The 23,592-nt window shown below is 66.8% G+C and carries 20 protein-coding genes and 1 pseudogene; 17 read left to right on the top strand and 4 right to left on the bottom strand.

What is annotated here, in order from left to right; genetic code table 11:
* The first annotated feature begins 71 nt into the window (after nt 1–71).
* The 5 genes from PWP93_RS25520 (at nt 72) to PWP93_RS25500 (ending at nt 5,346) form a co-directional block, all read left to right on the top strand.
* Entirely contained in the window at nt 72–842 is a 771-nt protein-coding gene (locus tag PWP93_RS25520; protein WP_421046532.1) for an ABC transporter ATP-binding protein, read from the top strand.
* A gap of 46 nt (nt 843–888) precedes the next feature.
* Nucleotides 889–1,749: an ABC transporter permease gene (locus PWP93_RS25515; protein WP_421046531.1), complete on the top strand. Its 861-nt coding sequence runs from the start codon at nt 889–891 to the stop codon at nt 1,747–1,749.
* A 114-nt stretch (nt 1,750–1,863) separates the two neighbouring features.
* Complete coding sequence (locus tag PWP93_RS25510; RefSeq protein ID WP_421046530.1) at nt 1,864–3,327, top strand: sensor histidine kinase; 1,464 nt, start codon at nt 1,864–1,866, stop codon at nt 3,325–3,327.
* Nucleotides 3,328–3,340: 13 nt separating this feature from the next.
* A complete protein-coding gene (locus tag PWP93_RS25505; protein ID WP_421046529.1) occupies nt 3,341–4,045 on the top strand; it encodes a response regulator in 705 nt (234 codons plus the stop codon).
* 200 nt (nt 4,046–4,245) lie between these two features.
* Entirely contained in the window at nt 4,246–5,346 is a 1,101-nt protein-coding gene (locus tag PWP93_RS25500) for a porin (RefSeq protein WP_421028038.1), read from the top strand.
* 86 nt (nt 5,347–5,432) lie between these two features.
* Here PWP93_RS25500 and PWP93_RS25495 read toward each other — a convergent pair whose 3' ends face one another.
* On the bottom strand, nt 5,433–5,732 hold the full coding sequence (locus PWP93_RS25495) for a hypothetical protein (RefSeq protein WP_421027793.1): 300 nt from the start codon (nt 5,730–5,732) through the stop codon (nt 5,433–5,435).
* Between the two features lie 238 nt (nt 5,733–5,970).
* Between PWP93_RS25495 and PWP93_RS25490 the strand changes: the two are divergent.
* Nucleotides 5,971–6,412: pseudogene (locus tag PWP93_RS25490) on the top strand (hypothetical protein).
* Nucleotides 6,413–6,461: 49 nt separating this feature from the next.
* On the opposite strand, the gene PWP93_RS25485 reads toward PWP93_RS25490, so the two are convergent.
* From PWP93_RS25485 to PWP93_RS25475, 3 genes are all read right to left on the bottom strand, one after another.
* Nucleotides 6,462–7,244 carry a PP2C family protein-serine/threonine phosphatase gene (locus PWP93_RS25485; protein ID WP_421046528.1) on the bottom strand — a complete coding sequence of 261 codons (783 nt, stop codon included), beginning with the start codon at nt 7,242–7,244 and terminating at the stop codon, nt 6,462–6,464.
* Nucleotides 7,241–8,620: a type VI secretion system-associated FHA domain protein TagH gene (gene tagH, locus PWP93_RS25480; protein WP_421046527.1), complete on the bottom strand. Its 1,380-nt coding sequence runs from the start codon at nt 8,618–8,620 to the stop codon at nt 7,241–7,243. The genes PWP93_RS25485 and tagH overlap by 4 nt, the downstream gene beginning before the upstream one ends.
* 69 nt (nt 8,621–8,689) lie before the next feature.
* Nucleotides 8,690–9,124, bottom strand: a complete 435-nt coding sequence (locus PWP93_RS25475) for a TssQ family T6SS-associated lipoprotein (RefSeq protein ID WP_421046526.1) — start codon at nt 9,122–9,124, stop codon at nt 8,690–8,692.
* Nucleotides 9,125–9,503: 379 nt separating this feature from the next.
* Here PWP93_RS25475 and tssJ point away from each other — a divergent pair, with 379 nt between their 5' ends.
* The 11 genes from tssJ to tssE all read left to right on the top strand — a co-directional run bounded on the left by tssJ (nt 9,504) and on the right by tssE (nt 23,591).
* Entirely contained in the window at nt 9,504–10,040 is a 537-nt protein-coding gene (tssJ, locus tag PWP93_RS25470; RefSeq protein ID WP_421046525.1) for a type VI secretion system lipoprotein TssJ, read from the top strand.
* A gap of 8 nt (nt 10,041–10,048) precedes the next feature.
* The gene (gene tssK / locus PWP93_RS25465; RefSeq protein ID WP_421046524.1) at nt 10,049–11,467 is read left to right on the top strand and encodes a type VI secretion system baseplate subunit TssK; all 1,419 of its coding nucleotides are present in this window, start codon (nt 10,049–10,051) and stop codon (nt 11,465–11,467) included.
* Nucleotides 11,464–12,852, top strand: a complete 1,389-nt coding sequence (locus PWP93_RS25460) for a DotU family type VI secretion system protein (RefSeq protein ID WP_421046523.1) — start codon at nt 11,464–11,466, stop codon at nt 12,850–12,852. The genes tssK and PWP93_RS25460 overlap by 4 nt, the downstream gene beginning before the upstream one ends.
* A complete protein-coding gene (tssM, locus tag PWP93_RS25455) occupies nt 12,849–16,580 on the top strand; it encodes a type VI secretion system membrane subunit TssM (RefSeq protein WP_421046522.1) in 3,732 nt (1,243 codons plus the stop codon). The genes PWP93_RS25460 and tssM overlap by 4 nt, the downstream gene beginning before the upstream one ends.
* Nucleotides 16,562–17,218: a type VI secretion system-associated protein TagF gene (gene tagF, locus PWP93_RS25450; RefSeq protein ID WP_421046521.1), complete on the top strand. Its 657-nt coding sequence runs from the start codon at nt 16,562–16,564 to the stop codon at nt 17,216–17,218. Before tssM ends, tagF begins: the two co-directional genes overlap by 19 nt.
* Nucleotides 17,215–19,248, top strand: a complete 2,034-nt coding sequence (locus PWP93_RS25445) for a serine/threonine protein kinase (protein ID WP_421046520.1) — start codon at nt 17,215–17,217, stop codon at nt 19,246–19,248. Before tagF ends, PWP93_RS25445 begins: the two co-directional genes overlap by 4 nt.
* Nucleotides 19,249–19,268: 20 nt before the next feature.
* The gene (tssA, locus tag PWP93_RS25440; RefSeq protein WP_421046519.1) at nt 19,269–20,354 is read left to right on the top strand and encodes a type VI secretion system protein TssA; all 1,086 of its coding nucleotides are present in this window, start codon (nt 19,269–19,271) and stop codon (nt 20,352–20,354) included.
* A gap of 68 nt (nt 20,355–20,422) precedes the next feature.
* On the top strand, nt 20,423–20,980 hold the full coding sequence (tssB, locus tag PWP93_RS25435; protein WP_421046518.1) for a type VI secretion system contractile sheath small subunit: 558 nt from the start codon (nt 20,423–20,425) through the stop codon (nt 20,978–20,980).
* Entirely contained in the window at nt 20,967–22,490 is a 1,524-nt protein-coding gene (gene tssC / locus PWP93_RS25430; protein WP_421046517.1) for a type VI secretion system contractile sheath large subunit, read from the top strand. The genes tssB and tssC overlap by 14 nt, the downstream gene beginning before the upstream one ends.
* A 44-nt stretch (nt 22,491–22,534) precedes the next feature.
* Nucleotides 22,535–23,026 (top strand): Hcp family type VI secretion system effector, encoded by a 492-nt coding sequence (locus PWP93_RS25425; RefSeq protein ID WP_421046516.1) that lies wholly within the window; start codon nt 22,535–22,537, stop codon nt 23,024–23,026.
* A gap of 7 nt (nt 23,027–23,033) precedes the next feature.
* Nucleotides 23,034–23,591: a type VI secretion system baseplate subunit TssE gene (gene tssE / locus PWP93_RS25420; protein WP_421046515.1), complete on the top strand. Its 558-nt coding sequence runs from the start codon at nt 23,034–23,036 to the stop codon at nt 23,589–23,591.
* Nucleotide 23,592 lies beyond the last annotated feature (1 nt).

Below are 23,592 nucleotides of genomic sequence, written 5' to 3'. Positions count from 1 at the left end.
TGTCCTTGATGAAGCAAGCTCCAGTTCAACCAGGCGCGCGAACTTCCGCGCAAGACCCTGCGCAATCCACTATGCCGGCCATCGAATTCCGCAACGTCTCGTGCCGCTTTATCGCACCCGACGGCAAGGCCACCGTGGCGCTGCGCGATTTCAGCATGGCTGTCGCTCAGGGCGAATTCATCGCCATCGTCGGTCCCACGGGCTGCGGCAAGTCCACCACGCTCAGCATGATCACGGGCCTGCTCAAGCCCACCACGGGCGAAGTGCGCGTGATGGGCGCGCCCGTGAACGGCATCGATCCGCGCATCGGCTTCGTGTTTCAGGCCGACGCCGTGTTTCCGTGGCGCTCGGTGCTCGACAACGTGGCCGCCGGCCCGCTGTTTCGCGGCCGCTCGAAATCGGCGGCCTACGACGAGGCGAACGAATGGCTGCGCCGCGTCGGCCTCGACAAGTTCGGCAAGCACTATCCGCATCAGCTTTCCGGCGGCATGCGCAAGCGCGTCGCGCTCGCGCAGACCTTCATCAACAAGCCCGAAATCCTGCTGATGGACGAGCCGTTCTCGGCGCTCGACATGCAAACGCGCACGCTGATGCAGGACGAACTGCTGCAACTGTGGGGCGGCACGGGCTCGGTGGTGTTCGTCACGCATGACCTCGAAGAAGCGATTGCGCTGGCCGACCGCGTGTTCGTGCTCACGGCGCGGCCCGCGACGCTCAAGAAGGTGTACGAGATCGATTTGCCGCGCCCGCGCATTACGTCGGAAATCCGCTACGAACCGCACTTCGTCGAGCTGTCGCGCGATATCTGGCACGACCTGCGCGAAGAAGTGCAGATCGGCTAACCCGGTCGAATTGGCCAAAACATCAAGCAAGCTGGAGCGCTCGCTCATGTCCACCCCGCAACAAACCTTGCCGCAAGGCATCGACGCGGCCTCGCTCGACGCCGTCGAGCGCGCCGCGCAGCGCCGCATCCGCCAGCGCCACGCGCTCGTGATCGGCCTGCGCATTCTGGTGCTCGTCGTCGTGCTCGGCGGCTGGGAACTGGCCGCGCGTCATAAATGGATCGACCCGTTCTTCTTCTCGATGCCCTCGCTGATCTTCGAGCAGATCGTCGACTGGTTCGTGAACGGCACCTCGCAAGGCCCGCTGCTCACCCAGGTCTGGGTCACGCTCGAGGAAACCGGGCTCGGCTTCATCATCGGCTCGATCGGCGGCGTGTTCTGCGGCGTGGTGCTGGGCCGCAACAAGCTGCTCTCCGACGTCTTCAGCCTCTACATCAAGATCGCCAACTCGATTCCGCGCGTGGTGCTGGGCTCGGTGTTCGTGATCGCGCTGGGACTCGGCATGGCGTCGAAGGTGGCGCTCGCCGTGGTGATGGTGTTCTTCGTGGTGTTCGCCAATGCGTTCCAGGGCGTGCGCGAAGCGGACCGCTACATGATCGCCAATGCGCAGATCCTCGGTGCATCGCGCCGCCAGGTGACCACGTCGGTGGTGATCCCCTCGGCGCTTTCGTGGATTCTCGCGAGCCTGCACGTGAGCTTCGGCTTCGCGCTGGTGGGCGCCGTGGTGGGCGAATTCCTGGGCTCCAGGCAAGGCATCGGTCTGCTGATCTCGACCGCGCAAGGCGCGTTCAACGCGAGCGGCGTGTTCGCGGCGATGATCGTGCTCGCAGTGGTTGCGCTCTCAACCGATTACCTGTTGAGCTCGCTGGAAAAGCGCCTGCTCAAATGGCGGCCCTCCGCATTCTGAGCGCTTCGATCACTTGAAGGACCCGGCCGGAGACCGTTCCGGCGGGCGAGGTCCGAAGCGTTCTAACGCCGTCCCGCGCTGCGGGACGGCTTCTTTTGTACCGGAGAACGTGACATGGTGCATAGCCTGCGTGCGCGTCTGCTGTTGTGGTTGCTGCTGCCGCTGGCGGCGTTCACCGTCGTCACGGGCGGCATGTCTTACGATGCCGCGCGACAGACCGCGGATCTGTTGCAGGACAATTCGCTACTCGCTTCGGCGCGCACGATCATCGAGGACGTCGACTGGGAGAACGGCGCGCTCGTTGCGAACATTCCCCCGGCGGCGCTGGAGATATTCGAGTCGCCGTACCAGGACCGGGTGTTCTACAAGGTGCTCGCCGGCGACGGCCGGCTGCTCGGTGGCGTGCCGGAACTCGCGCCGCCGCCCGCGAGCGCGCAATCATCCGCGCAGTCGTCCGCGCAGTCGTCCGCGCCGTTGCCCGCGTTCTACGACAGCCAGTACGACGGCGCACCCATTCGCGCGGTGGCCTACGAACGCACGCTCTACGACTCGGGCCGCGCCGAGCGCGTCACGGTGATCGTCGGCAAGACCGTGGCCTCGCGCCAGGCGATGATCGACGGTCTCTGGCGGCCGCAGCTGATGCGCCAGTGGCTGATGCTCGCGCTCGCCGCGCTGCTCGTGCCGCTCGGGCTCACGCTGGAGCTGCGCCCGCTCATGAAGCTCAAGAACGACGTGGCCGACCGCGAGCCCACCGAGCTCGAACCTATCCGGCCCGATCATTTGCGCTCCGAGCTGAGGCCGATCGTCGACGCCATCAATCAGTGCATTGCGCGCCTGAAGGTGCACGCATCGACCCAGCGCCAGTTCATCGCCGACGCGGCGCATCAACTGCGCACGCCGCTCACGCTGCTCGCCACGCAGATCCAGTTCGCGAGCCAATGCGATGCGCAAGACCCGGCGCTGTTCGTCGCGCTGCACGGCGTGCGCCGCACGAGCCAGAAGATGGCGGAACTGACGAGCCAGTTATTGCTGCTCGCCCAGGCCGAATCGATCGCGCCCGAGCGCATGGGTACGCGTGTGGATCTTGGCGCGGTGGTGTCCTCGGTGCTCGAAGAATTGATTCAAGCCGCGCAGCAGCGCGATATCGATCTGGGCGCGGAACTGGACGACGGCGTAGTGGTGGCGGGCAACGCGGGCTTGCTGGCCTCGCTCGCCGCGAATCTGGTCGACAACGCGATCCGCTACACCCAGACGGGCGGCAACGTGACCGCCATCTGCCGCCGCGAGGGCGCCGAGGTCGTTCTGCAGGTGGTCGACAACGGCCCCGGCATTCCCGCTGAAGCGCGCAAGCACGTGTTCGAGCGCTTCTATCGCGTTGCAACGGACACCGAAGGAACCGGGCTTGGGCTCGCCATCGTTCACCAGGTGGCGCGCTCGCATGGCGGCACGGTGAGCGTGGGGCCCGGCGCCGGACGGGTCGGACTCGTCGTGACGGTGCGCCTGCCGGTGTGGCGCGAGGCGGCGGCGCGCAGCGGCTCGAAGGAGCGGCCCGCGATGCTGGAGACAGCGCTGACGTGAACAAGGAACAACAATGAAGCTGATGCTCGTGGAAGACAACGCCGAGCTCGCGCACTGGATCGTCAATCTGCTGCGTGCCGAGAATTTCACTGTCGATTGCGTGGGCGACGGCGAGGCCGCGGACTCGGTGCTGATGACGCAGCGCTACGACGTGGTGCTGCTCGACATGCGCTTGCCGCGCATGAGCGGCAAGGATGTGCTCAACCGCTTGCGGCGCCGGCGCGATAACGTGCCGGTGCTGATGCTCACCGCGCACGGCTCGATCGACGACAAGGTGGCGTGCTTCAGCGCCGGCGCCGACGACTACGTGGTGAAGCCCTTCGACAGCCGCGAGCTCGTTGCGCGCATCAAGGCGCTGATACGCCGGCAGGTGGGCGACAAGTCGGGCTGGCTCACCTGCGGCGATCTGCATTACCTGTCCGACACGCGCGAATTCCGCCACAACGAGGAACCGCTCGCGCTGCGCCGCCGCGAGCACGCGATTCTGGAAGCGCTGATGCTGCAGCAGGGCAAGACCGTGTCGAAGCACACGCTCATGGAGCGCGTCTACAGCCTCGACGACGAACCGAGCGCGGACGCCATCGACATCTATATCCACCGGCTGCGCAAGCACCTGGCAGAGTCGAGCGCGCAGATCATGACCCTGCGCGGGCTTGGCTACATCCTGCGCGCGAAGGACGCTACGCCGCGCGACCAGAGCGCCATTTCCCCGGTTTAGACATTGGTGAATCCACTAAGCGATGCGAAGCATTCGCGAAAGGAGCGCGAAGGATTGGGCGCACTACGATTCGTACCAATCCGTTGATTGTCATGCAAACCGGGAGCAGCAGCCGGCCAGAAAAGGGCAACGGAATAAACAGAACTTCAATGCAGTTACCTGAGGAGACAATCTTGAAGAAGAAGCATCTCGCATTCGCCATGGCGGCCGGCACTCTGGCGGCGAGCGGCGCACACGCCCAGTCGAGCGTTCAACTCTACGGCCTGATCGACCTGAGCGTTCCCACCTACCGCACGCACGCGGACGCCAACGGCAACCACGTGATCGGCATGGGCAACGACGGCGAGCCGTGGTTCAGCGGCAGCCGCTGGGGCCTGAAAGGCGCCGAGGACATCGGCGGCGGCACCAAGGTGATCTTCCGTCTGGAAAGCGAATACACCGTGAATAACGGCGCGATGGAAGACCCGGGCCAGATCTTCGACCGCGACGCATGGGTGGGCGTGGAAGACGAACGCCTGGGCAAGTTCACCGCCGGCTTCCAGAACACGATCGCGCGCGACGCCTCGGCCATCTACGGCGACGCGTACGGCAGCGCGAAGCTGACCACGGAAGAGGGCGGCTGGACCAACTCGAACAACTTCAAGCAGATGATCTTCTACGCCGCCGGCGCGACCGGCACCCGTTATAACAACGGCCTGGCGTGGAAGAAGCTGTTCAGCAACGGCATTTTCGCGAGCGCGGGCTACGCGTTCGGCAACCAGACGAGCTTCGGCAACAACGCGACCTACCAGTTTGCGCTCGGCTATAACGGCCCTTCGTACGCGGCGTCGACGTACTATAGCCACGTGAACCTGAACGGCAACACGAACCAGTCGTTCTCGGTCGGCGGCAACTACACGCTGGGCATCGTGCGCGCCAACGCGGGTTACTTCCGTTACTGGGGCAACCAGGGCGCGCTGGGCCAGCGTCAGGACAATTCGTGGACCGTGTCGCTCAAGGTCGCGCCGAAGGGTGCGTTCGACTACGAACTCGGCTATCAGCAGATGCGCGTGCATAACGCCGCGTACAACTCCGATGGCAACATTCCGAACGCCAACCTCGGCACCTTCGATCTGACCAGCGGCCTGCACAACGGCTTCAAGGAAACGCTCTACGCTTCGGTTTTCTATCACCTTTCGAAGCGCACCGAGCTGTATCTGGCCGGCGACTACATGAAGCTGCACGGCGGCTACACGGTCGGCTCGACGTTTGGCGCGTCCAATCAGCTCGAACTGACCACGGGTGTGCGCACGCGCTTCTAAGGCAGTCTGATTCCACGCTTGGCCCGGCCGCGCGCCGGGCTTTTTTCTATTTCTTCATGTCATTGCACCGGCTTCAGTCTGCGCAATTAGTCCGCATTCACGCACGCTACGGCAGGCGCGGTGTAGTCCGATGGGTAATCCGAATACGGCCCGCTGAGCAGCCGCAGGCGCTGCGTCGCCAGCACCTCGGCCTGGTCCTGCTCGCGGCGCGTCAACACCGCCGGTTCGCCGGCGGGCCGCGCTTCGTTCACGCTGCACAGCAAGTGTTTTCCGCTCGCTAGCTGAACCGTGGTCTGGTAAGCCGCGCCGGGCAGGGTCGCCACGCCGCAAATGCTCCATAACGCAGCGGCTATGCCGGCTGCGTACCTGAGTGGCACGAATTTCATGGCGCGCTCCTCAATGGCAATGGCCTATGTTCTGCCAAAGCCACCGCGCGCGCCAGCGCAAATGACACGACCCGCAGCGCGACCTGCGTTTTCGCCGGATGGAGCAAGATATCAGTAGAAAGACCAATCGTTGACGTGAAATGGCGTGCGATGCATGGTTTTTGACACTATCTAACATTATGCTTTCATGTTAAATGTTAAACTTGCCCCATATCTCAACAAGGCAAAGGACAAGTCAATGCTGAAGAAGCTTGCAGGAACGACGGCGATTGCTGCTGCGATGGCCGTGGCGTCGCTGCCCGCCGTAGCGGGTGACATGAACAATGCCGTGGGCGGCGCGCTTGGCGGCGTGGCCGGTGCGGCGGTGGGCAACGCCGTGGGCGGCAGCACGGCGCGGTGATCGGCGGCGCCGTGGGCGGCGGCGCGGGCGCAGCGGTAACGTCGAACCATCGCGAGCGCACGGCGCCGTGGTGGGCGGCGCGCTGGGCGGCGGCGCAGGCGCGGCAGCGGGCAACGCGATGGGCGGTACGACGGGCGCGCTCGTGGGCGCGGCGGCGGGGGGCGCCGGTGGCGCTGCGCTGGGGGGCAACATCTCGCGCAACAACTCGTACTCCAACGACTACCATCACGACAACAGCTACAAGCACAAGAACAAGAAGCACAAGAAGCATTACGACTAATCGGTGCTTCGCCCCTGCGCGGCGGGGGCTTCTCCCAGGCCTTCCGGCCTTACCCTTCCCGCCGCGTCCTGATCCGCTGCAGCGTCACGTTCTGCGGGCTCCCCGCCCACACCGCCAGCGCGGAATAATTATCGGCATTCGATGCGCTGCCCGAATGGCGCATCGCCTCGTGCTCGATCAGCAGCGCCCAGTCGTCGACGCTATGGACGATGCGCAGCCGGTCTTCGAGCGCATCCTCCGCGACGGTCTGCCAGAGCCCATCGGTGCATAGCAGAAACACGTCGCCGTCTTCCAGCGCATGCGGCTCGCTGATCGCGGGCGCCATCGGCCCGCGCATGCCCAGCGCCATATGCAGCCATCCAGGATTGACGCCGTCGCTCGGCAGCCCCGCGTCCAGCAACTGCTGCCGCACGCTATGGTCGCGCGTGCGCTCGATCAGCGCGCCGCGCGCGAAGCGGTATAGCCGGCTGTCGCCAAGGTGCGCCCATTGGGCGAGGTTGCGCCGCCGGTCGATGAGCAGCACGATCACCGTCGCGCTCATGCGGCCGCGTTCGTGCTCGCGCTGCTGGCTCGCGCGGATCGCGCCGTGCGCGTCCTCGATGCAGGCATGCAGGATGTGCGCGAGCGTGGGCGTGCGAGTGGGATCGCTGTGTTGTGCACGTTCCAGAATGCGCTCGACCGCACAGCGCGCGGCAATCTCGCTGCCGGGCTCGCCCGAGACGCCGTCGCTCACGACGAAGCACGCGTAGTCGTCGGAGATCGAATAGCCGAGTGCGTCCTGATTGCTTTCGCGCGTGCCCGCGCGCGAGAACTGGGCGCACGAGAGGTTCATGCGTCGCTCGCGCGAGCCGGGCGGCGTCGCGCGTGATAGCTCCTTACTTCCTCGTCGTAGGCGCGCAGGAAGGACCGGCCGAACACCGCGCTGAAGTCGTCCTCGACGGCGAGCATGGTCTCGTGATGCAGGCGTTCGTAACGGTTCCACAAACGTAGCTTGCGCAGCACCGGCAGGAACGCTTCGTAGCGGCTCGGCGCATTGCGAGCGGCCAGGCGTTCGGGCGAGAAGCGCAGCAGCACGTCATTGAGCGCGGCGCGCATGCCCGCGACCATGGCGATCTGGTGCGCCTGCAAGTCGTGGAACGCGTCTTCGACGGCGCCAGGCGGCGTCATGAAGCCGGGAAACGGCAGGCCGAACATCTGGCGCAGCGCCGCGCTGCCATCGGGCAGCAGCTTGAGCGGGTTGTTTTCGCGGTCGAGCAATACGGTCATGTCGGCCTTCACTTCGCGCTTGAGAATGCTGCGCGAGGAGAGCAGCTCGACCGTGCCGTTCGCGAACAGCGCCAGCAATTGCCCGGCCGTATACAACTGCTCGGTTTGCCAGTCGCAAGTGGCCTTGTCGAGGCCCGCGCCGCGCAGGAAAGCGGAAAGCAGCGCATCGGCGGAATCGGGTGCGGCCGAAGGCGTGGGCGCATCGGCGCGGGTTGTGGTGCTTGCTGCCTGGGTTGGCGCGGATGCCGGGTCGTATGCGCGTGTCAGCGGTGGCCGTAGCGGGAATTCGCGCTCCGGCTCGCTCTCTGAAGATTTAGTTGCGTGCGCATCTATATTGAGGGTGTGCGCGGCTGCTTGTTCTCGGGCCGGCGTTGGCGCGGATTTTTGCGTCGATGTCGGGGGCGGCATAGATGCCAGTGTTTGTGCCGATGCGCGGCCCGTTTCGTCACGGCTCGGTCGCGCGAACAGCGCGAGCGGATCGGTCGGGATCGGCGCGTTTTCCTTGACGTTTCTCTTGACGTTTCCGTTGAGTGGCGCGCGGCCTTCGCTTTCCCGCTCGCGCGAGGGCGTTGCAATGCGTCGCTCGACCGGCGCCGGCGGCGCGGCCTGCGCCACGTCCTCCACGCCGGCTTCGCCATCATGGGCGCGCAGCACATAAGGCCCGATGCGGATCGCATCGCCGGACGCCAGCGCATGTTCCTCGGTGTACTCGAGCGGCATGTCGTTGATCTCCACCACCGAGACGCTGCTCAAGTTCTTCAGCACGCAATGCTCGCCATCGATCTGCAGCAACGCTTGCAGCCGCGAGACCTGGCGCGTTTCGTCGGGCAGCACCATCTGGTTATCGGCATTGCGTCCGATCGTGCCGCCCGGCGCATGAAACATCACGCTGGTCTCGGTGCGGACCGGCTCCCCTGCATATTCGATGACGGTCAATTGCATGATGCTGACTGACTCACTCAATAACGGACAAAAGATGCTTGCGGCGCGCCGCTGTGTCACGGCAGCCTGTCACGATGGCGCGACCTTGCGGCGAGCCGCATCGAAGGCGGGGCCCCAGACGGGATGACCCTTCTCCGCGGCGGACAGCTCGAAGTGCGGGTCGATGCGCAAGATGGCCTCGAACTCGGCGCGGCACTGCGCAACGCGGTTCGTCACGCAATAGCTGAATGCCATCAGCTTGTGCGCTTCAATCTGGGTGGCGCGGTCGCCGTCCTCCACAGCGTTGCTGTTGCGCAGCAGCTGGATGGTGCGCGAGTAGTCGCCCGCGAGATACGCATCGTTTGCGGACGCAACGGTATTCGCGGCGGCCCGTTGCGCGGGCGAGAGGCTGCTGCAGCCGCCCGTTGCAACAAGCATTGCAGCAAGCGCCAGTAAAAATACGCCGCCAAGGGCGGCCGGCGTGCCATTCGCACGTAATAAATTCCAGCGTATCGGCCAGTTCATCGTCGGCAGTCCGGTATTTAATTCTGGATTCAAGCGCGCAGTGTAAATACTACGGCCTGAAAAATTTATTTGTAGAGCGCGTATTCGGAGATCGTTGCGGTAAGGAATCGTACGAACTATAGTCTAGTCACCTGATTTTTCCTCATATGAATTATTACTCGTGAGACAGCGTCGGCGATAGATTAATTTAATTCCGCGAAACAGCAAAAGGCATGGCGTCGTGGCCCCGTGGCTTGTTATCCGGCACGCATGGGTCAGGGTGGGTATTCCTGGAGCAGCACTCTTAGCCCCTGTTTGCAGGCATGAACCGGGGGACGGGGCGTGTTCGTGCCTGTGCATGAGAACGTGTTTTCGCGCTGAATCAGAGGACTGGCACGGTATGTACGGAGCGCAAATTAAGCGCGTGCTTCAACCGCGCGCGGGGATTTATTTTGCCTTTTTATTATTTTGGGGGTGTGCATCGACCGAGAAGGATTTACCGGTTCCCTATTCGGTAACATTTCAGGTGGCGGCCGACGTCAATCGCGATTCTCAAAATCGGCCCGCGCCTATCGCGCTGCAAACTTTTCAGCTGAAATCCGGTAATAATTTCGGCCGAGCCGATTATTTCTCGCTGCAAAGCAAACCCGAAGACGCGCTCGGCGCGGAACTGGCGGGCACGGACCGCATCGTTCTGCGTCCGGGCGAGTCGCGCACGATTCACTACCCGGGCGGCGAAGCAGTGCGGGCGCTCGGCGTGGTGGCGGGCTACCGCAAGCTGGAGAAGCGCCGCTGGAAGGTCGTGGTGGCGTTGCCGCCGCCTGCGAGCACCAACCTGTTCAAGTTCTGGCAGGGCAAGCCCTCCGAAATGCGTTACGTGATCGCGGTGCAGGGCGACGGACTCGTCGCCACACCCCATTCCGGTGAGGCTCCATGAACGACCGCATGAATGCTCCTGTTGTGCCCGTCGCGGGCGGCGCCGGCCAGCGCGACCGCGTGGTGTGGTCCGAGGGCATGTTCCTGCGGCCCCAGCATTTCCAGCAACTCGAACGCTACTTCGAGCGCTACGTGCACCTGCGCTGCGCGCCGCTGCAGTGCTATTCATGGGGCTTCGCGTCGCTGCGCATCGACGAGGAGGCGCTCGCGCACGGCAAGGTGATGCTGCGCGCCGCGAGCGGCATGCTGCCCGATGGCACGCCGTTCGATTTTTCGCATCTCGACGAAGCGCCCGAGGCGCTGGAAGTGGGCGCCGACGTGCGCGATACCACGGTCGTGCTGGCGCTGCCGGCGCCGCGCAGCAGCAGCGCGCAGGTGACGTTCGGCGGCGGTGCGGCGGCGCTCGCGCGCTATGTAGCCCATGAGGCCGAGATCGCCGACGTCAACGAGGTGCGCCTCGAACCCGCGCTCGTGCAATTAGGACGCCTGAAGCTCAAGCTCGCGCTCGCGAGCAGCGTGGACGACGACTGGCACGCGATGGGCGTGCTGCGCGTGATCGAGCGGCGCGCCGACCGCCAACTGGTGATCGACGAGACCTATATTCCGCCGCTGCTCGACGCGCACGCGCATCCGCAGCTAGCGGGCTATGTGCAGGAGCTCGACCGGCTGCTCGCGCAGCGCAGCGAGCTGCTTGCCGGGCGGCTCGCGCAGGCTGGGCGCGGCGGCGTTTCCGAGGTCGCCGACTTCCTGCTGCTGCAACTCGTGAATCGCTATCTGGCTGTGACTTCGCACACCGCGCAAACGCCAGGCGTTCACCCCGAGCAGCTGTTTCGCGACTGGCTCAAGCTCGCCTGCGACTTCGCGACGTTTACGGCGGCCTCGCGCCGGCCCGAGGTGCTGCCGGCCTATCGTCACGACGACTTGCGCGCGAGCTTCGGCGAGTTGTTCGCCGAACTGCGGCGCTCGCTCGCCACCGTGCTCGACCAGAATGCCGTGCAGATCGCGCTCACCGACGCGGGCAACGGCGTGCAGGTGGCCGTGATTGCCGACACCTCGCTGCTGCGCGACGCGGGCTTCGTGCTGGCGGTGCGCGCCGATGTGCCCGCCGAAAGCGTGCGCACGCGCTTTCCCGCCCAGGTCAAGCTCGGGCCGGTCGAGCGCATCCGCGATCTGGTTCAGTTGCAGTTGCCGGGCATTCCGGTGCGCGCGCTGCCGGTCGCGCCGCATGAGATTCCGTATCACGCCGGCCATAGCTACTTCGAGATCGACAAGGGCGGCGACCTGTGGCGGCAACTCGAACGCTCGGGTGGTCTCGCGCTGCATCTGGCCGGCGAGTTTCCGGGCCTCGCGATGGAGTTCTGGGCGATCCGCGGCGTGCGCACAGGCGGCGTGCGCATGGGCGAGATGCGCGCAGGTGACACGCGATGAATCCGCTCAACGATCCCTTCGCCGCGCAACGCGAGGCCGGCCATGGCGCCTTCATGGCCGCGCCGCCGGATCTCGCCCGGGCAACCGGCGACGAGCCGTGGCGCGCCGATGCGCCGCCCGGCGAGGCGCGCGGGTTCGCGGGCGACGCACTGGCGGCCTCCGCCGCATCGGCGGCCTCTGCCGAGGGCGGCAATCCGCTCGTGGCCGCCGCCAACGCATTGCTGAACCTGATTCCGCAGATTCGCTACACCGTGCACCATCCGAACCCGGCCTGGCTGCGCGAACATCTCGCCAACGAGATCCGCCAGTTCGAAGAGCGTGCGCGCGACGCGCGGGCGTCGCCGGAGCAGATCGGCGCGGCGCGTTACTGCCTGTGCACGGCGCTCGACGAGGCGGCGGCGCTCACGCCGTGGGGCGGGGCCGGCGACTGGTCGTCGAACAGTTTGCTCGTGGCGTTTCACAACGAGACGTGGGGCGGAGAAAAATTCTTCGAACTCCTGAACCGTTTGATGCAGCAGCCGCGCGAGCAGCTGAATCTGCTCGAACTGCTTTATTACTGCCTCGTGCTGGGCTTCGAAGGGCGCTATCGCGTGCTCGACAATGGCCGCGCCCAGCTCGACGATCTGCGTCACTCGCTCGCGCGCACGATCCGCAGCGTGCGCGGCGACTATGACGCCGCGCTTTCGGCGCACTGGCGCGACGAGATCGCGCGCGAGGACCCGCATCGCTTCGCCGTGCCGCTCTGGGCCTGCGCCGCGCTCGCCTTGCTGGTGGGCTTCGGCGTCTACCTCGGGCTCGATCTCGCGCTGGCGGGGCGCTCCGACAAGGCGTTCGCGATGATCGGCCGGCTGCAGATCCCGAGCGTGCGCCTGCAAGCCGCCGAGCCCGCGGCGGTCCACCCGATGCCGCCTCCGCGCCTCGCGGGCTTCCTTGCGCCGGAGATTGCCGAGGGGCTCGTGGAAGTGCGCGACGCCGCCGACCGCAGCGTGATCGTGCTGCGCGGCGACGGGCTGTTCGAATCGGGCTCCGCCACCGTGATCGACCGCTACCAGCCGACGCTCGCGCGCGTGGCGGCCGCGTTGGCGCGCGTTCCGGGCGCGATTGTCGTGGCCGGATATACCGACAACGTCCCGGTGCACAGCGCGCGTTTTCCGTCGAACTGGAACCTCTCGGTCGAGCGCGCCCAGGCCGTGGCGGCCATTCTTGCCGCGCGACTTGGCGATGCCGCCCGCGTGCGCGCCGAAGGACGCGGCGCCGCCGATCCCGTCGCGCCGAACGACAGCGCCGCGAACCGCGCCCGCAATCGGCGCGTGGAAATTACCTTGCTCACCGCGCCGCCGAAGCTCGCGACGCCGGACATGGGCGTTGCGGGAGGTGCGCCATGAGCGGCGTCGGGCGTTCGGCATGGCACGCGCTGCGCGCGCTCCTGAGTGCGCGCGTGTGGGCCGTCATCGGCCTGGTGGCGTTCGCGGCGCTGATCTGGCTCGTGGGGCCGCTGATCTCGGTGGGCACGTATCGCCCGCTCGACAGCGCGCTCGCACGCGTGCTCTTCATCGCGCTGATCTTCGCGGTGTGGGCCGCGCGCGTGGGGTATCGGCATTGGCGCGCCGCGCAGCTGAATGCGCAATTGCTGAGCCAGTTGCGCGAGCCCGTTGAAAGCCGCCACGCGCGCGAAGAGGAAGCGCCGCATGCGCAGGAGTTGCGCAGCCGCTTCGACGAGGCCGCCAGGCTCTTGCGCAGCGCGCGCCTCGGGAGCGCGCAGAAGGGCGCACTGCAGGGTGCACAGTCGGGCGCGCAGAACGTTCAGGGTTTGCGCGGCCGCATCGGCCGCTGGTTCGAAGGCCTCACGCGCCAGTATCTTTATCAGTTGCCGTGGTACGTCTTCATCGGCGCGCCCGGCTCGGGCAAGACCACGGCGCTGGTGAACTCGGGCCTCACGTTTCCGCTCGCCGAGCAGTTCGGCAAGGCTGCCATCCGCGGCGTGGGCGGCACGCGCCATTGCGACTGGTGGTTCACCAACGAAGCCGTCCTGATCGATACGGCGGGCCGCTACGCTACGCACGAAAGCAATCGCGCGCTCGATCAGGACGAATGGTCGGGTTTTCTCGCGCTGCTCAAGAAGTACCGCGTGCGCCAGCCGCTGAACGGTGCGCTGCTGACCATCAGCGTATCGGATCTGCTGGGCGCCTCCGAGGTCGAGCGCACCGGACATGCGATGGCGCTGCGCAAGCGCCTGCAGGAGTTGCGCACCGAACTGGGCATCCAGTTCCCCGTGTACGTGCTCGTGACCAAGGCGGACCTGCTCTCGGGCTTCACTGACTACTTCGCGCGCCTGAACCGCACCGAGCGCGCGCAGGTGTGGGGCTTCACGATCCCGCTGGCCGAGACCGAAGCGCGAGACTTCAGCCTGCGCCCCGTGTTCGATCGCGAATACCGGCTGCTGCACCGCCGCCTGAACGACGCGCTGCCCGAGCTCTTCACCGCCGAGCCCGATGCGCGCCGGCGCGAGCTCATCTATTCGCTGCCGCAGCAATTCATCGGCTTGCACGAAGTGCTCGGGCAATTCGTCGAGCAGGTGTTCTCGACCTCGCGCTTCGACGCCATGCCGCTCCTGCGCGGCGTCTATTTCACGAGCGGCACGCAAGAGGGGACCGTGTTCGACCGCGTGATGGGCGGCATCAAGCGCTTTCTCAAGATCGACGGCGCGCCGCCCGCGCCGCATGTGGCCGGGTCGGCGGCGAGCGGGCGCAGCTTCTTCCTCAAGGACCTGCTTCAGGAATTGATCTTCAAGGAAGCGCGCCTCGCCGGCACCGATATGCGCTGGTATCAGCGCCAGCGAATGTTTGCGCTCGCCGCCTACGCAGCGCTCGCGCTGCTGCTGGCCGGCGCGCTGGCGGCGTGGATGGGCAGCTACGCGCGCAATCGTGCGTATCTGGCGTCGGTCGAGGCGCGCGTGCCGCAAATCGACCGCGCGCTGCAAGGCGTGACGATCACCGACGCCGACAACATCGCGCGTGTGCTGCCGATGCTCGACGCGATGCGCAACATCGGGCACGTGGAGGGCGTCGATCCGGCCGACGCGCCGCTTGCGTCTCGCTGGGGGCTGTTTCAGGGCGACAAGGTGCAGTCGGCCGCCGAGAACGTCTATCACCGCGCGCTCGACGAGCTGCTGCTGCCGCTGGCCGCGCGGCGGCTCGAAACGGCGGTGCGCGACGCGCCCCCTGACGACCCTGCCTATGTGTACGCGGCGCTCAAGGCGTATCTGATGCTCTACGACAGCGCCCATTACGATCCCGACTTCGTGCAGGCGGTGCTGGACCTGGAGATTGCCTCCGCGCCCGGCGTTCAGCTGACGCCCGCGCAGCGCAACGACCTGCGCGCGCACATGGCGGCGCTGTTCTCGGGCCGCGTGGTGGTCTCGCCGTTCGCGCAGAACGAGCCGATGGTGGCCGCCGCGCGCGACAAGCTGTTGTGGCTCACCTTCGCGCAGCGTCTGTACGCCCAGCTTGCGCGCACGCTGCGCCCGGCGGCGGCTGCTTACGACGTGAACGTGACGCAGATGGCGGGCCCCTCGGGCGCCTTGGTGTTCAGGCGCGCGAGCGGCGCGAGCCTGAACGAGGGCGTGCCGGGTCTTTATACCTGGGACGGCTACTGGAAGGTGTTCGACAAGCGGCTCGCGGCGGCGGTGGAAGCGTTTGGCCGCGACGAAACCTGGGTGCTCGGGCTGCGCGCCCAGGAGGCCGCGACGCCCGCTGCCGCAAGCGCCCAGGCGAAGGACGTGCGCGCGCTCTATCTCGACGACTACATGCGCCGCTGGGACGCCTTGCTCGGCGATCTGCGCCTGCAGGGCACGGCGTCAATCGCGCAGGTCACGCAGATTGCGCGCGTGCTGTCCGCGCCGGACTCGCCGCTCACGCGTCTGGCCAACGCCGCCGCGCGGCAGACCACGCTCACGCAAAGCGCCAGCGGGCCAGGCGGGCTCGCGGCGGGCGCACAGGACAAGGTGAACCAGGCGCGCGAATCGCTCGCGCAGATCTTCGGCCAGCCGCAGGGCGGCAGCGAGGCATCGGGCGCGGACGCGCGGCCCGAAGCGGTGGTCGATGCACACTTCGCGGGCCTGCGCGAGTTCGGCGACGCGGGCAGCGGCAGCGAAGGCAGCGGTGGCGGCAGCGGCGGCGCGAATCCCGCGATGGCCGCGGTGCTCAAGTCGATCGACAACCTCTATACGTGGCTCACCGCCGCCGATGCCGCGCTGCGCGGTGGCGGGACGCCGCCGCAATCGGACAGTGCCGACCAGATCCGCGCCGAGGCCGGCCGCATGCCTGCGCCGTTCCGGCAGATGCTGGGCGACCTCGCGAACGCCGCGCAGGGCACCGTCACGCACAACGTCGACCAGAACCTCGCGCAGAGCGCGTCCGTCAACATCGGCGACTTCTGCCGCCAGGCCATCGCGGGGCGCTATCCGTTCGCGCGGGGCTCGTCGCGCGACGTCGCGCCCGGCGACTTCGCGCGCCTGTTCGCGCAGGGCGGCATGATGGACGAGTTCTTCCAGAAGAACCTGCAAAACCGCGTGGATACGAGCGTGCAGCCGTGGCGCTTCATCGGCGGTGCGGGGGCGTCGGGCGTTTCGGGAGATAGCGCGCTGCTTGCCTCGTTCGAAAAAGCTGCCGTGATACGCGATGCGTTTTTCGCGGGCGGCGCGCGCACGCCCACCATCAAGCTGGAAATCAAGCCGCTCGACATGGACCCCGACATCTCCGAATGGACGCTCGATGTGGACGGCCAGCAGGTGCGCTATGCGCACGGTCCGCAGGCGCCTGTGACGGTGCAGTGGCCGGGGCCGCGCGGCATGAACCAGGTGCGGTTGCAGGTCGTCGATCAGTCGGGCGCGACCGACGGCATCGTGACCGAGGGGCCGTGGGCGCTCATGAGATTGTTCGATGGGGCCGCCTCAGGTCGCGCCGCGCCGGGACGCGGCCAGGGCCCCGAGCAGATGGTGGCCGGTTTCAACGTCGATCATCACGCGCTCGCCATGCAGGTGAGCGCGGATAGCGTGCGCAATCCCTTGCGTCTCGCGCAACTGGAGTCGTTTTCGTGTCCGGGGAAATCATGAACGGCGCGCTCCTTGGCGCTGAATTCGCGTTGCCCGCCTGGTACGGCAAGCTGCCGGGCGCAGGCGACTTCGTGGGCCGCCGCATGCAGGGCGCGCTCGCACGCACATGGGAGCAATGGCTTTCGCAGGGGATGGCGGCGGGCGGCGCCACGCTCGATGCGCACGCGCCGCTCTGGAGCTTCGCCATTCCCGCCGGCAGCGGCGAAGGCTGGGTGCAGCTCGGCTGCGTCGCGCCGAGTCGCGACCGCGTCGGGCGGCGCTATCCGCTCGTGGTCGCGCAGCCGTTCGCGCCGCAGCGGTATGGGCGCGAGAGCGGCGAGCGCGAGCGCGCCGATCTGCGCATCCGCTTGATGGGGGCGATCGTGCGCGACGCGATACGCGGCGCGTTGGGGCCGGAGGACTTCGATCTGGCGCTGGCCCAGGGCCTGCGCGACGACGCAGCGCTCGCAGGCAGCGATGCGCCGGGCGTTGAAGGCGGCTGGCCGAATTTGTGGGAATACTTCGACCCGCACGGCATGACGAGCTTCTGGTGGACCGCTGCCAATGGCGGCGCGCCGCGCACCGACGTCCACACGGGCGGGCTCGATGCCGCGCTGTTTCAGCGGCTCTTCGGCGAGCCGCAGGGAGGACCGGCATGACCGACCCGCACTACGCCGAAGCCGCGCCGAACGCCGCGCGCGCGGGCTCGCAAGGCAGCTCGAGAAACGGTTCGAAAAGCGGCTCGCACGGCGGCGCGCAAGCGGGCTCGGCGTCCGGCAGCGACGGCGTGCGGCCCTTGCCGAACGGCCATCGGCTGGCCGGCTTCGAGCTCGACTCGGTGCTGGGCACGGGCGGCTTCGGCATCGTCTATCGCGCGTTCGATCGCACCTTGCAGCGCGCGGTCGCGGTCAAGGAGTACATGCCCGCGATGCTCGCGTCGCGCGCGGGCGACTTCACGGTCGCGCTGCGCGCCGCGCGCCTCTCGCAGGCCTTCGATGCAGGGCGCGCCGCGTTCCTGAACGAAGCGCGCCTGCTCGCGCAATTCGATCACCCGGGCCTCGTGAAGGTGCTGCACTTCTGGGAAAGCCACGGCACCGCTTACATGGTGATGCCGTACTACGAAGGCCAGACGCTCGAACAGCTGCATCAGCGCGGCCAGCGCATGAGCGAGCCCGCGCTGCTGCGCATGCTGGCGGCGGTGCTGGGTGCGCTAGACGTGCTGCATCGCGCGCAGTGCTTTCATCGCGACATCTCGCTCGACAACATTCTCATCCTGCCCAACGGCAACCCGGTGCTGCTCGACTTCGGCGCGGCGCGCAAGCTGATCGGCGACATGGTCGACGAGACCGCGATGATGCTCAAGCCAGGCTACGCGCCGATCGAGCAATACACCGACGACCCCGCGTTCCGGCAGGGGCCCTGGACCGATATCTATGCGCTGGGCGCGCTCGCGCATGTGCTGATGACGGGGGAGCTGCCGCCGGCGGCGGTGGTGCGCAGCATTCAGGACCAATATCGGCCGCTGGCGGGGCGCGCGGCGGCCAACGAAGGCGAACACGAACAGGAGCACTACAGCGAACGCGTGCGGGCCGCCATCGACCATGCGCTCGCGCTGCGGATCGAGGACCGGCCCGAGTCAGTGGCGGCGTTTGCCCAGTCGCTCGGCCTGCACGAGCCTACGCCGGGAGTGTTCGTGCCTGCCGGGTATGAAGCGATGCAGCGCGCGGCGACGCCCGATCTGCCGGCGCCCGCCGCCGAAAAGCCCGTGCAAACCGTGGCGAATGCGCAGCCAGAGGCGAGGGCGGTAGAGCAACGCGATGGCGTGGAGGCACCGGTGGCGGCACCAGTGCCGGAGGCAAGCCCGCGCGTAGTCGAACCGGAAAAGCCACGGACGCCATCCGCCGATAACGCTACTGCTTCGGCTGCCGCGCAACCAGACGATTCGGCCTCCGAATCGTTAGCGCCGCGTTTTGCATGGCGGTCGATGCGCATCCCCGCGCTTGTCTTGCTGCTCGTTTTGGCGGTGGGCATTCTGGCGCTGCGCTATGCGATTCACACGCCGGAAGACTCCACGCAGACGGCAGCGACCCCCAGCGCGCCTGCGGTTCCCGCTGCACCGGCGAGCCACCCGGCTACCCTCGCGCTGGCGGCCCCCGCCGCCAACCCGCCCGCGCAGGCACAACCCGGCGCGGCAGCTTCCGCAGCGGCCGCAGCGGCCACGCCAGCTTCCGTCATGCCGCCCGCCGCGCCGGCCCTGACTACGGACACTACGGTGGTGGAGGTTCACGCCGGCAAGGACAAGCCCGCCAATGCCACGGATAACACCGTCGACAACGCCACCAGTCAATCCGCCGCCGCATCCTCGCAAACGGCTCAAGCCGCGGACTCCACGCAGGCCGCGCCTTCGGAGCCGCAGATCGCCCAGGTGCCGTCACGGCCAGCCATTGCGCCCACCGTGCGCACACCTGTGCCGATGCGCCCCGTGCGCGTGCACTTCCAGGTCCTGCCGTGGGGCGAGGTCTATGTCGATGGGGTGAGGCGCGGCGTGAGCCCGCCGTTCCATACAGCAAGCCTTTCGCCAGGCACGCATCGCATCGAGATCCGCAACGGCTCGCTCGCGCCCTACGTGCGGACCGTGACGCTCGACGCGGGCAGCCCGCCGCTCGAAATCAGCTACAAGTTCGAGTAATGCGTCAAGGAGACCGAACGATGATCGACACCCTGCTCGCACCGATCAGCGCCGACGCGCCGTGCGGACCGGACCTCGAATACGACGCGGACTTTCTGGAGCTGCAGCGTTGCGCCACGGCGAAGCCCGAAGAGCAGTACGGCGACGTGGTCATCGCTGCGCAGTCGCCTGCGTGGCGCGAGGTGGAGCGCCTCGCGCTCGCGCTGCTGGCGCGCACGAAGGACTTGCGCATCGTCGTGCCGCTCACCTGGGCGTGGATCGACAGCCGCGGCCTGCAAGGCTATGCGGATGGATTGCGGCTTGCGTCGGCGCTGCTCGACGCGTACTGGGAGCCGCTGCATCCGGCGCTGCGTTTCGACGACGAGGCCGATCCGCTGCCGCGCTTCAATGCGCTGGCGGAACTGGCCGGCCCACAGGGCTGCGTGCGCGCGGCGCGCGAGCAGTCGCTCATCGGGACGCTGAGCGTGAGTGCGGCGGCAGAACTGTTGCAGCAAGGCGAAGGTGTGATGTCCAGCGAAAGCGGCAGCGATGCCGGCAACGGCGTGGGTAGCTACGCCGGTGGACGCGCCCGCCTTCTGCGCGAATTGCGCCAGGCACACGCTGCGGACAGCCCCGCGCTGCTGTCCGCGCTCGCGGTGCGGGAGCAACTGGAGGGATTGCGGCGCAGGACGAGCGAGAGGCTCGGCGAGGCGTGGACGATCGACAGGAGCGCATTCGAACGGCAGCTAGCCGCGCTGGCTGCCGAGCTGGCTCAGGCCATGGCGGAAGCCGCGGGGCAAGGCACGCCCCTAAACGTGGGGCAAAACGCGGAGCAAAACGCAGAGCAAAGCGCACCACCGCAGCAGCGCGCAGCGGGACCACCCGCCGCGAACGGCACGGCATGGCGCGACGCCGAGATTTCGAGCCGCGCCGACATCGATTTTGGCCTCGAAAAAATGTGCCGCTACCTCGAGCTGCACGAGCCGAGCCACCCGGCGCCCATTTTTCTGCGCCGGGCGCAGCGCCTGCTCTCGCTGAACTTCTACGAGATCTTTCGCGACATTGCGCCGGAAAGCGTGCGTGAGCTCGACCACCTGAGCGGGAACCGCAATGAATCGCCGCAGTGAAGCGCCCGGTTCAATCGTATTGCTGGATTGTGGATTAAAGCGCACGGATTGCGCGGGAGTTGACTCACATGTCTCGTAACAAGTCATTGGACGGCGGCCAGAAGTTCATCGCGCGCAATCGCGCGCCGCGCGTGCAGATCGAATACGACGTTGAGCTTTACGGCGCGGAGCAGAAGGTGCAGTTGCCCTTCGTGATGGGCGTGCTGGCCGACCTCGCGGGCAACCGCAGCGAGGCGCTGCCGGATCTCGCCGAGCGCCGCTTCATGGAGATCGATGTCGACAACTTCGACGACCGCATGAAGTCGATCGCGCCGTCGCTCGCGTTTCAGGTGCCCAACACGCTCACGGGCGACGGCACGATGAGCGTCGAGCTGGCGTTTCGCAGCATCGACGACTTCGCGCCCGCCGCGCTCGCGCGCAACGTAGAGCCGCTGCGACGCTTGCTGGAAGCGCGCACCCAGCTTGCGAACCTGCTCTCGTACATGGACGGCAAGCGCGGCGCGGAGGAGCTGATCGCGCGGGCGCTGGGCGACCCGGCGCTGCTCGCTGAGCTGTCCGAGCCCAAGGCGCTCGGCGCGCCGCCGGCACGCAACGCCAGCGAGGAGGACGACCATGAGCCGAAGTGAAACGCAAGGCGCACAGCGCAGCGCCGCCACCACGCTGCCGGCGGCTACGCTGAGCGGCGGCGAGTTCTCGGTGCTGCTGGAGCGAGAGATCAGTCCCAAGACCGAGCTCGCGCGCGTGGCCGTGCAAACCGCGGTGCAGACGCTCGCGCGCGAGGCGCTCGAACAGAGCCGCACGGTGACTCTATCGTCGGATGCCTACGAAGGCGTGCGGCAGATGATTGCCGCGATCGACGAGAAGCTGTCCACGCAGATCAACGCGATGCTCCATCACCCCGATTTCCAGCGCCTGGAGTCCGCGTGGCGCGGGCTGCACTATCTCGTGAACAACACCGAAACCGACGAGATGCTCAAGATTCGCGTGCTGCCCGCGAGCAAGCAGGAAGTCGCGCGCATGCTCAAGCGCCACAAGGGCATTGCCTGGGACCAGAGCCCGCTCTTCAAGAAGGTTTATGAAGAGGAGTACGGACAATTGGGCGGCGAGCCGTTCGGCTGCCTCGTGGGCGATTACTACTTCGACCACAGCCCGCCCGATGTCGAAATGCTGCAATCGATCTCGAAGATCGCGGCGGCGGCGCATGCGCCGTTCATCGGCGGGGTGTCGTCGTCGCTGATGCAGATGGACTCGTGGCAGGAGCTTTCGAACCCGCGCGACCTCACGAAGATTTTCCAGAACACCGAGTACGCCGCGTGGCGCAGCCTGCGCGAATCGGACGATTCGCGCTACGTCGGGCTCGCGATGCCGCGTTTTCTCGCGCGCCTGCCCTATGGCGCGCGCACCGATCCCGTCGACGAATTCGAGTTCGAAGAAGAAACCGATGGCGCGCGCCACGACCATTACACATGGGCCAACGCGGCCTATGCGATGGCGGCCAACATCAACCGCTCGTTCAAGCTCTATGGCTGGTGCTCGGCAATACGCGGCGTGGAGTCGGGCGGGGCCGTGGAGAACCTGCCGTGTCACACGTTCCCCACCGACGATGGCGGCGTCGACCTGAAGTGCCCGACCGAGATCGCGATCAGCGACCGCCGCGAGGCGGAGCTCGCGAAGAACGGGCTGATTCCGCTCATTCATCGCAAGAACTCCGACGTGGCCGCTTTCATCGGCGTGCAGTCGCTGTATCAAAGTGCCGAGTATCACGACCCCGACGCCACCGCGAACGCGCGGCTTTCGGGCCGGCTGCCGTATCTGTTCGCGTGCAGCCGCTTCGCGCACTACCTCAAGTGCATCGTGCGCGACAAGGTGGGCTCGTTCCGCGAGCGCCCGGACATGGAGCGCTGGCTCAACGACTGGATCATGAACTATGTAGACGGCGACCCGGCGAACTCTTCGCAGGACACCAAAGCGCGCAAGCCGCTGGCCGAGGCGCGCGTGGTGGTGGACGCCGTGGCTGACAACCCCGGCTATTACTCCGCGCGGTTTTTCCTGCGGCCGCATTATCAGTTGGAGGGCTTGACGGTGTCGCTGCGGCTGGTGTCCCGATTGCCGGCCTTGGAGGTATCGGGCAGTTGATGAGGATGATTGATCAATCCGCGTGAGCAAACAGGAGAAACACAATGGGCGTGGCGATGTTCATGAAGGTGGATGGCGCAACGGGCGAATCCGCCGACAAGCAGCATGGCGGCTGGAGTGACATCCAGTCGTTTTCCTGGGGCGCGACGCAACCGGCGGCCATGGCCACGGGCGGGGGCGGCAATGCGGGCAAGGCGAACTTCGACGACCTCGTGGTGATGGCCTTCATGGACAAGGCCACGCCCGCCATCATCAAGCACTGCGCGAGCGGCAAGCATTTATCGAAGGTGGAGATATCGTCGTGCAAGACCGGCGGCGAGCAGATCGAGTTCTCGCGCGTCACGCTGGAGGAGGTGATCGTGACCACGGCGCGCGTGGTGGGCGCGGAAGCGAACGACGCCACCGACCGGCTGATGATGCAATACGGCTTTCAGGCCGCGCGCGTGAAAAAGCAGTACTGGGAGCAGAACGCGAACGGCGGCAAGGGGCCCGAAGTGACGATGGGCTGGGACATCAAGAAGAACACGGAAATGTGAGGCCCGCATGGCGAGTGATTCCGCTTATCGGGACTTCGTGCGCGAAGCCCGCGCGGTCCATGCGGTCGAACCCCGGCGCACGGCGCGTCCCATGCTGTTCGACCGCTTGCGCGACGACGGCCACGGCACAGGCGCGCTGCTCGAAGCGGTGCTGCGCGACCTGTCGTGGCTTTTGAACACGGCCTGCGCCCTCGACGAGCACGATGCGCGCCGTTACGCCGAAGCGGGCCGCTCGGTGCTCAACTTCGGCGTGCCGGCATTCGCGGGCACGCCGCTTTCGGGCATCGATACGCAGTACCTGGAAAATGCGCTGCGTGAGGCCATCGTGTGCTTCGAGCCGCGCCTGCAAAGCGAGAGCGTCGAGGTGCGGTGTGTGAGCGACCCACGGCGCGCGAGCCGGCACAACGTGCTGACCTTCGAGATCGCGGGGCGGCTCGCGTGCGTGGAGCCGCCGATTGCGATGCTGCTGCAAACCGAGCTGGATCTGGATTCGGGCTTCGCGCTGCTGCGCCCGCTGAACCGGTCCGGCGATGCAGACTCCACCAGCGGCCGCGCGCGGCGCTGAA

This window comes from Paraburkholderia sp. A1RI-2L (genome assembly GCF_048957375.1).
In the GTDB taxonomy this organism is placed as follows: Bacteria; Pseudomonadota; Gammaproteobacteria; order Burkholderiales; family Burkholderiaceae; genus Paraburkholderia.
The sequence above is the reverse complement of the archived record's forward strand: the minus strand, read 5'-3'. Positions and strand labels throughout refer to the sequence as shown.